Below are 13,388 nucleotides of genomic sequence, written 5' to 3'. Positions count from 1 at the left end.
ATGAGGTGTCCGCAAAATGAGCTCGCAAGAAATAATTTTAGAAGTGAACAACTTACAAACATCTTTCAATACAGATGCTGGGGAAGTCCGCGCAGTTGACGGCGTCAGCTTTAAAGTGCCGAAAGGAAAGACACTCGGCATTGTCGGAGAATCTGGTTCAGGGAAAAGCATCACCTCTCTTTCGATCTTGAGATTGCTTGCTAAGAACGGCAGCATCAAAGGCGGAGAAGTCCTTTATAAAGGGCAGGACTTGCTGAAGTTGACCGAAGCACAGATGCGGAAGCTGCGTGGAAATGAAATCTCGATGATTTTCCAGGAGCCGATGACATCTTTGAACCCGGTATACACAGTCGGACAACAAATCGGAGAAGCACTGAAGCTCCATCAGAACATGTCGAAGAAACAAGCGCATGACCGTTCTGTAGAACTCTTGAAGCTTGTCGGAATCCCTTCCCCGGAAAAACGAGTCAAGAACTTTCCATTCGAACTGTCAGGCGGGATGCGCCAGCGTGTCATGATCGCCATGTCACTCGCATGCGACCCGGAAATCCTGATTGCTGATGAACCGACGACTGCACTGGACGTTACGATCCAAGCACAGATCCTTGAACTCATCAAAGAGCTCCAGGACCGCCTTGGCATGTCCGTCGTCTTTATCACGCACGACCTAGGCGTCGTAGCGGAAACATGTGATTACGTAGCCGTCATGTATGCAGGGCAAGTGGTCGAGTACGCGGATATCCGCAGCCTCTTCCACGAACCGAAACTTCCGTACACGATCGGACTATTGAATTCATTGCCACGTCACGACATCGACCAGGAAAAACTAGAGCCGATCGAAGGAAACGTGCCGAGCCCTTATAATATTCCGACAGGATGCCGCTTTGCGCCGCGCTGTCCGGCAGCAACAGACCTGTGCCGCGCGAAAATGCCGGCACTGGAACCAGACGAAAAAGGCAACCAAGTGCGTTGCTGGATTTATTCAGAAGAATGGGATGGAGAAGCGGAGGTGGAAATCTATGGCGAAACAAGAATTGCTAAAGGTAGAGGGTCTAAAACAGTACTTTCCGATTAAGGGAGGCTTCCTCGGCCGAACAGTAAATCATGTAAAAGCCGTGGATGATATTAGTTTCACCGTCTACGAAGGTGAGACGGTCAGCATCGTCGGGGAATCCGGGTGCGGAAAATCCACGACGGGACGTGCGATTCTTCGTCTTGAAGAACCGACTGAAGGAACGGTCGAATTCCGGGGAACGAACTTGGCTTCCATTTCCAAGAAAGAAATGCGGAAATTCCGGAAAGACTTGCAGATTATTTTCCAAGATCCATACGCGTCGATCAACCCACGTCAGACGGTGTCATCCGTCCTGTCGGAAGCGATGGAAATCCAGGACGTCCTGCCTGCAAGCAAACGCCGTGCGCGCGTAGAAGAGTTGCTTGAGACGGTCGGTCTTCTTCCGTATCAGGCAGACCGCTTCCCGCACGAATTCTCAGGCGGTCAGCGCCAGCGAATCGGGATTGCGCGTGCGCTATCCGTCGACCCGCAGCTGATCATTTGTGACGAGGCTGTATCAGCACTGGACGTATCGATCCAGGCACAAGTACTGAACTTGCTGGAAGAGCTGCAGGAAGAGTACAACTTGACGTACTTGTTCATCTCGCATGACCTTGGAGTCGTCCGCCATATTTCCGACCGCATCATCGTGATGTACCTCGGGAAAATCGTGGAGATCGCTGACAAGGAAAGCTTGTTCGACAACCAGAAGCACCCATATACGAAAGCGTTGCTGTCTGCGATCCCAGTACCGGATCCGGACCGCAAAAAAGAACGGATCGTCCTTCGCGGGGACGTCCCTTCCCCGATCGATCCGCCGACAGGCTGTCGTTTCCATACGCGCTGCCCGTTCGCGACAGACAAATGTATCCAGGAAGAACCTGTATTGCGCACTGCCGGCAACATGAAGGAAGGCCACCAGGCAGCTTGCCATTACATCGAGGAAATCGCTGCAGGCACGAAAGAATCGATCTATTGATTCCCATCCCCTTATCCACCATCGGATAAGGGGATTTTTTATTTAAAAACTTTTTTCATCAAAAGTGTTGACGGCATATCCGAAAGTATGTTAAATTAATTCTTGTCTGATACGGAGGAATACCCAAGTTTGGCTGAAGGGATCGGTCTTGAAAACCGACAGGGGAGTCAAATCCCGCGGGGGTTCGAATCCCTCTTCCTCCTCCATTTTTGAATTTACACGCGCATATAAATTCGAGATTGGTTCGTTACGAAAGTAGCGAATTTTTTCTTAAAGGTATGTGACTGAAAATTATAACTTGAAATTCGATTCGAAAAGCTCAGCTGATGCTGGCGCTTTTTTTATTTCCCAAGAAATGAATAGAAAAAGAAGCGAGAAACCATTGACGGTTTGTCGCTTCTTTTGTTGTTTCGCTTCGTTTCCTTATTTGCGCAGTGCGGACGTTTGTTTCATGAAATTTCCGATGCGCGAAACAATGCGTTCCGTGCAATCCGGATCATTCAGCAAGTCATAATCCCGGATGTCGAGGCGCAGAACTGGGCATCCAGTAAAGCTGTTGATCCAGTCTTCATAGCGTTTATGCATTTCGATCCAGTAGTCGACCGGCGTCTGCTGCTCCATCGCACGTCCGCGCTCCTGAATGCGGCCTACGATGTCCTCGATGGACCCTTCCAAATAGATCAGCAAGTCCGGGTGTGGGAAGTAAGGTGTCATGACCATCGCCTCGAATAAGTTCGTGTACGTGCCATAGTCGACATCGTTCATTGTCCCTTTCTCCCAGTGCATCTTCGCGAAGATTCCTGTGTCTTCATAGATTGAACGGTCCTGGATGAATCCTCCACCGTATTCGAACATCCGCTTCTGTTCCTTGAAACGTTCTGCAAGGAAGTAGATTTGCAAGTGGAAGCTCCATTTTTCAAAATCACTGTAGAACAGATCCAAATATGGGTTGGCGTCCACTTTTTCAAATGACGTACGGAATTGCAAGGCGTCAGCCAAAGATTTGGTCATCGTCGATTTCCCGACCCCTACTGTTCCGGCAATCGTGATGACGGCATTGTCAGGAATGCCATATTTATCGCGCAAATTCATATCGTTAAACTCCTTTGTTGTAGTGTTTCATCGACCTTGTCAAAGATCCGCTTCAGATCGCCGCTGTTCTGCACGAAATCCAAATCATCACCATTAAAGCGCAAGACCGGGATTTCCGGGTGCTGTTTCTCGAAGTGTTCGATAAAGGTCCGGTAATCTTCCACCAATTGTTCCATGTATGCCGGGGCGATGTGCTTCTCGAATGTACGGCCGCGCATTTGGATGCGGTCCATCAACGTGTCGAGACTCGCGTCCAAATAAATGACCATGTTCGGCTTCGGCATATCTGCCGTCAAGATTTCATAGATGGCTTCATACTTCGCATATTGCGCTGGCGGCAATGTCCGCTTGGCGAAAATCAAGTTCTTGAAAATATGGTAATCCGCTACGACCGCATCATTCGCAGATTCAAGTTTTTGCTGAATATCCGCCAATTGCTTGTAGCGGTTGCATAAGAAGAACATTTCCGTCTGGAAGCTCCATTCTTCGATGTCTTCATAAAATTTACCCAGAAATGGATTTTCATCCACGATTTCCTTTAATAAATGAAACTCATAATGATCGGCAATGGCTTTGCTGAGTGAAGTTTTCCCCACACCGATCGGACCTTCTACCGTAATGAAAGGTACCGGCATTCGAAGTCCTCCTCTTCCTATATCAAATAAGTTGCAGTACGTTCAATTTTACCATAGGCGTCGAATGAAAAGTAGAAGAAATCTTTGATCGGTGATAAAGGCGCGCTGATTTTGATGCACTTCGTTCATAACCTTGCTACACTGTTTCTTAAGGAGCGATGCAGGATGACGATAGAACAACAAGAACACGATTACATGCAAGATGCGATAGAAGAAGCAAAGAAAGCCGGTGCGAAAGGCGAAGTGCCGATCGGTGCGGTGATCGTCCATGAAGGAAAAATCATCGCACGGGCGCATAACTTGCGGGAGACGACGCAAAACGCGGTCACTCACGCCGAACTGCTGGCGATCCAGGAAGCGTGCCGGGTCATCAGCAGCTGGCGGCTTGAGGAGACGACGATGTACGTGACGCTCGAGCCTTGTCCGATGTGCGCAGGCGCGATTCTGCAGTCACGGATCCCCGAAGTGATATACGGCGCACGGGACGCCAAAGCAGGCTGTGTGGATTCGCTCTACCGCCTCTTGAACGACGATCGGTTCAATCATCAATGCACGGTTACAGAGTCGCCTCTGGCCGAGGAATGCGGACAGTTGCTGACCGATTTCTTCCGGGTGCTGCGTGAGAAGAAAAAACAGCAAAAGCGGGGGCACTGAGCCCCCGCTTTTGTTATTCGATGAATTCCTTGATGAGCCGGTTGACGATCCGGGGCTGCTCGTGCTGCACCCAATGTGTCGCATTGCCTATGAACATGCCTTCTCCATTCCCGCAGAACTTGAGGCTTTCCACCGCCAGGCTCTTCAACAGGAATGGGTCGCCCACTCCCCAAATGATTCTGACGGGTGGTTCGATCAGTTTTCGCGGTGTTTGTTGCATGCTGCCTTTTCGAAGTGCCCTGTACCAATTGAGCATACCCGTTAGTGCACCAGGCTGCGCCCATGCTTTCCGGTACTGCTTCATGTCTTCTTCGGTGAAGCTTGCCCCTTTTCCGGAGCCCTTCATGGCCGTTTGCATGTAAGCAAAGTGATTGGCTGCCAATAGCTCCTCCGGGACCGTAGGCAGCTGAAAAAATGCCATATACGAGCTTTTCAGCCATTGCAGCGGGTTGCGCGCCATCACTTTTCCCATCGTACGTGGATGCGGAATATTCACAGCAATAAGCTTCTCGACAAGATCAGGCTTCGTCGCAGCAAGATGCCAGGCAACCGCTCCGCCCCAATCATGACCGACGATAATCGCTTGCTCCCAGCCGTAATGGGCAATCAAACCGGCGATATCATCCCGCAAGATGTCCAGCGTATACGCTTCGATTCCTTGCGGTTTGCTACTAAGATGGTAGCCTCGTTGGTCGGGCGCTATGACCCGGTAGCCGGCGTTTGCCAAATCTGAAATCTGATGCCGCCAACCATACCAGAATTCCGGAAATCCGTGCAGCAGGACGACTAGTTTCCCTTCTTTGGGCCCTGCTTCTGCCACATGCAAAGAAATGCCGTTTGTTTCGATGAAACGGAATGTCTGCGTGTCCATGAAAGTTCTCCTTTCAGCGCTTTTCCTTCTGTTTACCCATTTGATGATAAACAAAAAGCAACGCCGTCATCGATTGGATGACATGCGTTGCTTTTCCTTGTTCCACTGCCGATTCAAAAGTCGTCCGTCTCTTAGCTAATGACTTCTTTCCCGCCCATATACGGACGAAGTACCTCAGGAATAGTAACAGAGCCGTCTTCCTGCTGGTAATTCTCTAAGATAGCGGCAACTGTACGGCCGACCGCAAGGCCACTGCCGTTCAATGTGTGGACGAATTCAGGCTTGCCGCCTGCTTCACGGCGGAATTTGATGTTCGCACGGCGTGCTTGGAAATCTTCGAAGTTACTGCATGAAGAAATTTCGCGGTACGTTTCCTGGCTCGGGATCCACACTTCGATATCGTATTTCTTCGCGGCTGTGAAGCCAAGGTCCGCTGTACACATTTTCAAGACACGGTAAGGCAATCCAAGAAGCTGAAGCACTTTCTCTGCATGGCCTGTCAGTTTTTCAAGCTCGTCGTAAGAGTCTTCCGGCTTCACGAAGCGCACAAGCTCGACTTTGTTGAATTGGTGCTGACGGATCAATCCGCGTGTGTCACGGCCTGCAGAACCCGCTTCTGAGCGGAAGTTCATGCTGTATGAAGCGAACGCCTGTGGCAATTGGTCGCCTGGCAGGATTTCATCGCGGTAGAAGTTCGTTACTGGCACTTCTGATGTCGGGATCAAGAAGTAATCTTCTTTTTCGATCAAGAATGCATCTTCCTCGAATTTCGGCAATTGGCCCGTACCTGTTAAACTTTCACGGTTGACCAAGTACGGCGGCATCATCTCTTCGTAGCCGTGGTGCTCTTGGTGAAGGTCCATCATGAAATTGATCAATGCGCGCTCAAGACGTGCACCGAGGCCGCGGTAAAAGACGAAACGGCTGCCAGTCACTTTCGCGGCACGTTCAAAATCAACGATCTTCAAACCGGTTGCCAAATCCCAGTGCGGCTGCGCTTCGAAGTCGAATGCCGGTTTATCGCCCCATAGGCGGATCTCTTCGTTATCATCTTCCGAATCACCGAATGGCACGCTGTCGTGCGGAATGTTCGGTACACGCAGCATGATGTACTCCAGGCGCTCTTCCAGTTCGCGCAATTCGTCATCGATGACTTTGATATCGTCGCCGACCTGGCGCATTTTAGCAATCGCCTCGTCTGCATTTTCTTTGTTGCGTTTCATTTGTGCGATTTGCTGGGACGCGTCGTTGCGCTCCGCTTTCAACGTCTCTGTCTGTGCGATCAGCTCGCGGCGTTTCTTATCCAATGCCTCGAAATCATCGAGCACGGAAATATCCTCTCCACGCTTTGAAAGCTTTCGTTTCACTTCATCAAAATTGTTTCGTACAAACCGAATATCCAACATAGTTGAGTTCCTCCTCTTGAAATGTCGATGAAAAAAAGGCAAATAAAAATAGCCCTCTCCCCGGAAAAGGGACGAGAGCTACCCGCGTTGCCACCCTGATTGATCAGGCAGAAGCCCAATCCTCTTCATTACATAACGGCCTCTAGACCGGCATCGGCTTATCGCCATGCAACTCCGGGGTGGATTCACGCGCTGCTCTTCACCGGTTCGCACCAACCACCGGCTCTCTTCGGAAAAGCGGACACCTTACTAGTCCCATCAACGTTTCTTCTTTGAAATTACTCATACTTTACTATAATTCGAGCGTTTTTGCAAGATGTGCGGTGAAGCCGCTTCCTTACGTCAACGTCCGGACTTCGATCGGGATGAGCGATGCGGTCAGTGCTTCGCGACGGGATTCGTACTGCTCTGGCAGCATCAAGTGCTGACCCAGCGTTTCCACTGTTTCGTCATGTGAGAAGCCTGGAGGATCCGTAGCGATTTCAAACGAGATTTCCCCGTGTTCACGGAAATAAAGGGCATTGAAGTAATTGCGGTCTTTCACTTCCGTCACGCCGTATCCTTGGTTGCGGACATGCTCTTGCCATTCCAGATGATCTTGGTCGTCTTCTACGCGCCAAGCGATATGGTGCACCGTGCCGACTCCCATCTGCCCGCGGCCGAGTGGCGTTGCCTTCACATCGATGACATTCCCGATTTCGCCGTATGAACGGAAACGGACCAAATCGCCCTCTTCTCCCACTTTCTCAAGCCCCATGACTTGTTCCAGCGAGCCGGCATTCCATGCGCACTTTCGATTCTTCGATTCCTGGTGCGGAAACCGCTATGCTCGCTACGTACGTTAGTCCTGCCGCCTTCACTTCGCTTTCGGTCGATGGCAAAGACGCTGCAGTCTCATTAATCTGCGCGACGTTTTGATCATCCACGATATGCACGACGAACTCTGCGCTATCATAAATGTTTCGTGCGGTGTCCTTCACTTCCCCTTCTGGCCGCTGAATCGAAAGCGAGACCATCGGTGGATTGGAAGACACGATATTGAAGTAACTGAATGATGCGCCGTTGACGACTCCCACCTCGGATTGGGTCGTAACCAATGCAATCGGCCGCGGAACGATTGAACCGATCAACAACTTGTAATTGTCACGTTCCGTATTTTGCTTCGGATCGATTGAGATCACCTTGCCCAACTCCTTTAGGTTTATCTAGCTTCAATTTTCTTTAATTCGAGATATGTGGTTAAAAAATAATTTACATTTATCTTTAATTCAAGATAAAAATATCGTGATTAATTGCGTCAACTCTTGCATCTTTTTTCTTTTCACTTGGATAAAACTATTGCGTAAACGCCACAGGAAGCCGTTACAAGCGGTTTATCCCCTCCTCCCTCCCTTTGCTCCTTAAAAGAACGGCGCATTGCAAAACGCATTGCAATCCGTTTGCCGTGCACCGTTCCATCCGACAATCCAGTATAATGGGAAGTGACTTTTCATTCGATTCGATTTTCACATTTCCAACCAGATCAGAGGAGGATGCAACATGGACATGCTCATGTTTCAGTTACAGCGGAACGACGCGCAGCCGCTTTATCAGCAGTTATACGAAGCGATCAAACAAGCGATCATCGATGGCACCATCCCTGTCGGCACGAAACTGCCAAGCAAACGGAAACTCGCGGAATTCCTGGCCATCAGCCAAACGACGGTCGAATTCGCCTACCACCAGCTTGTCGCAGAAGGCTTCATCGAGTCCAGGGCACGGCGTGGATTTTATGCACAGCCGCTCGAGAAACTCGCATACATCGAAGCAGCGCCCGTAGAGGAGCCGGACGATGAGCCCATCACTTACCGATTTGATTTCAACTCTGCAGCTATCGACAGAGCCTCGTTCCCTTTTACAACGTGGCGGAAGCTTGCGAAAGACGTTTTCCACGAAGCGAACAGCGATCTTCTGCTATCCGGACACCCACAAGGCGATGAAGCGCTGCGCTTTGAAATCAGCCAGTATTTATACCAGTCACGCGGCGTGACTTGCAGCGCCGATCAGATCATCATCGGATCCGGTACCGAACAGCTGCTGCCGCTCCTAATCCGCCTGTTCGGACGCAAAATCGTCTATGGCTATGAAAATCCCGGCTACCCGCTCACTCACAGCATCTTCGATCACCACGACCGGGAATCCGTGCCGCTCCCTGTCGATGACGACGGACTACTGATCGAAGCGCTTGAAGCGTCACCAGTCGAGATTGCTTATGTCACGCCTTCCCACCAATTTCCAACCGGTGCAGTACTTAGCGCAAGGCGCCGGACACAGCTGCTCAACTGGGCGGTCGCCGACAATGGCCGATACATCATCGAAGACGATTACGATAGTGAATTCCGCTACACGAGCCGGCCGATCCCTGCCCTCCAGAGCCTCGATGTCAGCGACCGGGTCATTTACTTGAGCACCTTCTCTAAGTCGCTCATGCCGTCATTACGCATCGCCTACATGGTCTTGCCGAAGTCGTTGTTGCCTTTCTATCAGGAAACGTTTCGCTATTACTCTTCCTCGGTCCCGCGGTTCGATCAGCAGCTCGTTGCACGGTTCATGAAAGACGGGCACTTCTCACGGCACTTGAACCGGATGCGGAAGCTGTACGAAAAGAAAAGGGATTGGCTCATCGATGCGCTTGCTCCTTACCGTGACTCCATCACCCTATCAGGTGGCCAGGCAGGGATGCACCTCGTGCTGACAGTCGACATGGGATTGACAGAAGAAGAGCTCGTGGATCGCGCGCGGGAAGCCGGCATCCGCATTGCCGGCATGAGCGCTTATTACGTCGGGGCCCCTCCTTCCACGCTCCCCCGCGTCGTCCTCGGCTTCAGCGGGATGGAGAAGGATGAAATGGAAGAAGCCGCGCACCTCCTCCTTCAATGCTGGAAAACTGCATAAGAAAAAGGCCAGCGAAAATGAATGATTTCCGCTGGCCTTTTGATTAAAATAATCCTTTTACAAAATCGACTGCTCCACCCCATAGAGTCGAGAAGAAGCTACCGACTGCTTGCAGTGATAGAGAGAACCATCCTGCTTTCTCCACTGCCTCTGTCGTTACGACTTGGATTGGCGATTGTGCTTCATCAAGATAGCCCAATTCCGTGCCATCTTCTTTCGTCAGTTTCACCGTACCGACGACTTGTCCTGCTTCGATCGGCGCTTCAAGCTCACCATCTTCGTTCAGCAAAGATTGATCCAGCTCAAGCTGGGGAATGTAGGAATCTTTCTCGCTGGTCCGAATCATCATCGAAACTGGTTCATTGACGGCAATTGCCACTTGTTTCTCTTTTCCTTTCGTAACCGGCAATTGTTCATTGCCTTCGAACTGATAGCCTGTCGCTAATACCTCTTCTGTCGTGAACTGGCCAAAGCCGAAATCGAATAGCGCACGTGTCGCGTCAAAACGCGCTTTGTAGGAGCCTGCTCCTTCGCTATCGACTGCTTTCATGACAACTGCGATCAGACGTGTGTCGCCGCGTTTCGCCGTACCTGTGAACGCATGACCTGCAAAGTCGGTCGTTCCCGTTTTCAAGCCGTCGACACCTTCGTATTCGTAGATGAAGCCAGGAAGCATGAAGTTCCAGTTGTCCATCTTTGTTTCGTCTGCAGTCCCTTCACGGAAGAGCAAGGAAGGGATACTTGTCGTTTCAAGCACTTGCGGGTAGTCTTCCAATAGCACTTTCGCCAATTTCGCAACTTGGCTTGCCGGCATGACGTTCTCGTCTGTCGGACCCGTGCCTTCCGGATGCATATTTTTCAGATCCGCGTTATTCAATCCAGTAGAGTTAACGAATTTCGTATCCGTCAACCCTAGTTCTTTCGCTTTTTCATTCATCAGGCGGACAAATTCCGTTTCCGTCCCGGCAATTGTTTCAGCAATTGCGATAGTCGCAGCGTTGGCTGAATAGATCGCCATCGCTTCGTACAATTCCTTGATCGTATACTTACCATCTCTGCGTAGGGGCACGTTGCTCAGGCGCAAGTCCTGTGAAACAGCATACGTATAATCGGTCACGCTGTATTCCTGCTCCCAAGTGATCCGTCCCTCTTCTATCGCTTCGAACAAGAGATATTCACTCATCATTTTCGTCATGGAAGCGATTCCGAGTGGTGCTTCCGCATTTTGTTCATATAAGATCTTACCAGTATCAGCATCGACTAGAATCGCTGCATCCGCTAATATATTCAACGAGCTCTCGGCCTTTGTCTGTGTCGGCAACATCGAACTCACCATTAAAGTCATCATCAACAGCAACATTATCTTCTTAAGCACATTCTTCACAGAATCAATTACCTCCATCTATAAGTTTCCCCATGTTATTCTATCATATTATGAAAGCTGTTAAAGGAAAACATGAAAAAAGCACTCTTTCCATTTCGGAAAAAGTGCAATTCCTTTATTAAAGAGAATAGTTCGGTGCTTCTTTTGTGATTTGCACATCGTGTGGATGGCTTTCACGCAGTCCAGCACCTGTCATGCGGATGAACTGAGCTTCTTCGCGCAGCACTTGCAGATCCTTTGTTCCGCAGTAACCCATGCCTGCACGGATGCCGCCGAGCAATTGATGGATCGTATCCGATAACGGTCCTTTGTAAGGAAGACGGCCTTCGATGCCTTCCGGAACCAATTTCTTGGCTTCGTCTTGGAAGTAACGGTCTTTCGAGCCTTTTTCCATTGAGGCAAGTGATCCCATGCCACGGTACGTTTTGAAGCGACGGCCTTGGAAGATCTCTGTATCTCCTGGGCTTTCTGTCGTGCCTGCCAGAAGACTGCCGAGCATGACGACGTGTCCCCCTGCTGCAAGTGCTTTGATGATATCGCCTGAGTACTTGATGCCTCCATCAGCGATGATGGTCTTGCCGTGTTTTCTCGCTTCTGTTGCACAATCGTATACTGCTGTGATTTGTGGAACACCGACACCTGCAACGACGCGTGTCGTACAGATTGAGCCTGGTCCGATTCCGACTTTGACAATATCAGCGCCAGCTTCGAACAATGCTTTCGTTCCTTCTGCAGTTGCGACGTTTCCTGCGATGATCGCAATTTCAGGATATGCCGCACGGATCTGTGCGACCATCTCAATGACGCCTTTGGAATGGCCGTGTGCCGTATCCAAGACGATGACGTCCACTTGTGCTTTCACAAGCTCTTCTACACGCTTCATCGTATCTGTCGTTACACCGACAGCAGCTCCGACAAGCAAACGGCCTTGCTCGTCTTTTGCAGCGTTCGGGAATTCGATCACTTTTTCGATATCCTTGATCGTAATCAAACCTTTCAGGACGTTGTTATTGTCCACGATCGGCAATTTCTCGATCTTATATTGTTGGAGGATTTTTTCAGCATCTTCCAATGTTGTCCCGACAGGTGCTGTCACGAGACGATCTTTCGTCATCACTTCGTCGATCGCCAAGGAATAGTCTTGGATGAACCGAAGATCGCGGTTTGTGATGATGCCGACAAGCTTCTGCTCTTCTTCGTTATTGACGATCGGCACACCTGAAATGCGGTATTTCCCCATCAAATGTTCTGCATCATACACTTGGTGTGAAGGTGTCAGGAAGAAAGGATCTGTAATAACGCCGTTTTCAGAGCGTTTTACCGTCGTCACTTGCTCTGCCTGCTCTTCGATGCTCATGTTCTTATGGATGACACCAAGTCCACCTTGACGCGCCATAGAGATAGCCATTTTCGATTCTGTCACTGTATCCATCCCTGCTGAAATAATTGGGATGTTCAACTTGATTGTCGGAGTCAATTCCACAGACAAACTTACATCTTTCGGCAATACTTCCGAACGGGCCGGTACGAGCAATACATCATCAAATGTTAGACCTTCTTTTACGAATTTTGATTCCCACATATTCTGACACGCCTCCTGCTTCCTTTAAAATATTATTGTAAGGTTATCAGCGCCAGTCAGTAGTGTCAAGAATGCCTGAAGAAGAAAAAGTATTCGGAATGTTCCCTTACAATAATTCCTTCATATCTTCTTCGATTTCTTTCGGCGAAACCGCCGGAGCATACCGTTTGACAAGGTTGCCTTTTCCATCAATCAAGAACTTGGCAAAGTTCCATTCGATCGCTTCCGTGGAAGAATCATTTTGGTTTTTCGTCAAATGAGCAAAGAGCGGGTGTGCATGCTCTCCGTTCACATCGACTTTCTCATGCATCGGGAACGTCACCCCATAGTTGCGCTGACAGAACTCCATCGTCTCGCTCTGATCTTCGAACTCCTGGTTATTGAATTGCGCACACGGAAAGCCAAGGATCTCGAAACCTTCTTTCCCGTATCTTTCATATAGCTCTTGGAGTTCCTTGAATTGAGGCGTCAGCCCGCACTTGCTTGCCGTGTTGACAACAAGGAATGGGCGCCCTTCATACTTCTCTAACGTTTCTGTTTCACCGTTCGCTTTGTTCACTTCAAATGAGTAAATACTTTTCATCATGATCAGCCTCCTATTTTTCAGAATACAGGGAAGTATCGGGTGTTACAAGAAAGTGGTCTCAAAGGATTCCTCCGGCACCTATTGGAAACAATGCAAAAAAAGACCGCAACCGGAATCTACCCGGTTGCGGTCTTTTGTTTGCCTAGCGACGTCCTACTCTCACAGGGGGAGACCCCCAACTACCATCGGCGCAAAAGAGCTTAACTTCCGT

Annotated in this window: 11 protein-coding genes, 1 tRNA gene, 1 rRNA gene, 2 pseudogenes and 1 other annotated feature; of the genes and pseudogenes, 5 read left to right on the top strand and 10 right to left on the bottom strand. The window is 49.7% G+C overall.

Annotated elements, in window-relative coordinates:
- The first annotated feature begins 16 nt into the window (after positions 1-16).
- From GIW82_RS13950 to GIW82_RS13940, 3 genes are all read left to right on the top strand, one after another.
- Positions 17-1,075, top strand: a complete 1,059-nt coding sequence (locus tag GIW82_RS13950) for an ABC transporter ATP-binding protein (protein WP_154750569.1) — start codon at positions 17-19, stop codon at positions 1,073-1,075.
- Positions 1,020-2,033: an ABC transporter ATP-binding protein gene (locus GIW82_RS13945; protein ID WP_154750568.1), complete on the top strand. Its 1,014-nt coding sequence runs from the start codon at positions 1,020-1,022 to the stop codon at positions 2,031-2,033. The genes GIW82_RS13950 and GIW82_RS13945 overlap by 56 nt, the downstream gene beginning before the upstream one ends.
- A gap of 113 nt (positions 2,034-2,146) precedes the next feature.
- Positions 2,147-2,239 (top strand) — tRNA-Ser (locus tag GIW82_RS13940).
- Between the two features lie 217 nt (positions 2,240-2,456).
- Here the strand turns inward: GIW82_RS13940 and GIW82_RS13935 are convergent.
- Positions 2,457-3,125 carry a deoxynucleoside kinase gene (locus GIW82_RS13935; RefSeq protein ID WP_154750567.1) on the bottom strand — a complete coding sequence of 223 codons (669 nt, stop codon included), beginning with the start codon at positions 3,123-3,125 and terminating at the stop codon, positions 2,457-2,459.
- Positions 3,122-3,760: a deoxynucleoside kinase gene (locus tag GIW82_RS13930; RefSeq protein ID WP_154750566.1), complete on the bottom strand. Its 639-nt coding sequence runs from the start codon at positions 3,758-3,760 to the stop codon at positions 3,122-3,124. Before GIW82_RS13930 ends, GIW82_RS13935 begins: the two co-directional genes overlap by 4 nt.
- A 165-nt stretch (positions 3,761-3,925) precedes the next feature.
- On the opposite strand from GIW82_RS13930, the gene tadA reads away from it, so the two are divergent.
- The gene (tadA, locus tag GIW82_RS13925; protein ID WP_154750565.1) at positions 3,926-4,414 is read left to right on the top strand and encodes a tRNA adenosine(34) deaminase TadA; all 489 of its coding nucleotides are present in this window, start codon (positions 3,926-3,928) and stop codon (positions 4,412-4,414) included.
- 13 nt (positions 4,415-4,427) lie between these two features.
- Here tadA and GIW82_RS13920 read toward each other — a convergent pair whose 3' ends face one another.
- The 4 genes and pseudogenes from GIW82_RS13920 to GIW82_RS13905 all read right to left on the bottom strand — a co-directional run.
- On the bottom strand, positions 4,428-5,285 hold the full coding sequence (locus tag GIW82_RS13920) for an alpha/beta fold hydrolase (RefSeq protein WP_154750564.1): 858 nt from the start codon (positions 5,283-5,285) through the stop codon (positions 4,428-4,430).
- A gap of 131 nt (positions 5,286-5,416) precedes the next feature.
- The gene (gene serS / locus GIW82_RS13915; protein ID WP_154750563.1) at positions 5,417-6,691 is read right to left on the bottom strand and encodes a serine--tRNA ligase; all 1,275 of its coding nucleotides are present in this window, start codon (positions 6,689-6,691) and stop codon (positions 5,417-5,419) included.
- A 64-nt stretch (positions 6,692-6,755) separates the two neighbouring features.
- Positions 6,756-6,962, bottom strand: a binding site (T-box leader).
- Between the two features lie 66 nt (positions 6,963-7,028).
- Positions 7,029-7,469, bottom strand: a pseudogene (locus tag GIW82_RS13910) (VOC family protein); the annotation flags it as partial.
- A pseudogene (locus tag GIW82_RS13905) lies at positions 7,462-7,872 on the bottom strand (flavin reductase family protein); the annotation flags it as partial. The pseudogenes GIW82_RS13910 and GIW82_RS13905, both read right to left, overlap by 8 nt.
- A 358-nt stretch (positions 7,873-8,230) precedes the next feature.
- Here GIW82_RS13905 and pdxR point away from each other — a divergent pair.
- Positions 8,231-9,625 carry a MocR-like pyridoxine biosynthesis transcription factor PdxR gene (gene pdxR, locus GIW82_RS13900; protein ID WP_154750560.1) on the top strand — a complete coding sequence of 465 codons (1,395 nt, stop codon included), beginning with the start codon at positions 8,231-8,233 and terminating at the stop codon, positions 9,623-9,625.
- Positions 9,626-9,668: 43 nt separating this feature from the next.
- Here pdxR and GIW82_RS13895 read toward each other — a convergent pair whose 3' ends face one another.
- The 4 genes from GIW82_RS13895 to rrf form a co-directional block, all read right to left on the bottom strand.
- Positions 9,669-11,027: a serine hydrolase gene (locus GIW82_RS13895; protein ID WP_154750559.1), complete on the bottom strand. Its 1,359-nt coding sequence runs from the start codon at positions 11,025-11,027 to the stop codon at positions 9,669-9,671.
- Positions 11,028-11,127: 100 nt separating this feature from the next.
- Positions 11,128-12,591 carry an IMP dehydrogenase gene (gene guaB / locus GIW82_RS13890; RefSeq protein ID WP_154750558.1) on the bottom strand — a complete coding sequence of 488 codons (1,464 nt, stop codon included), beginning with the start codon at positions 12,589-12,591 and terminating at the stop codon, positions 11,128-11,130.
- Between the two features lie 106 nt (positions 12,592-12,697).
- The gene (locus GIW82_RS13885) at positions 12,698-13,174 is read right to left on the bottom strand and encodes a glutathione peroxidase (protein ID WP_154750619.1); all 477 of its coding nucleotides are present in this window, start codon (positions 13,172-13,174) and stop codon (positions 12,698-12,700) included.
- A gap of 143 nt (positions 13,175-13,317) precedes the next feature.
- A 5S ribosomal RNA gene (gene rrf, locus GIW82_RS15085) occupies positions 13,318-13,388 on the bottom strand; the annotation flags it as partial.

This window comes from Planomicrobium sp. YIM 101495 (assembly GCF_009707665.1).
Classification (GTDB): domain Bacteria; phylum Bacillota; class Bacilli; order Bacillales_A; family Planococcaceae; genus Planococcus.
The sequence above is the reverse complement of the archived record's forward strand: the minus strand, read 5'-3'. Positions and strand labels throughout refer to the sequence as shown.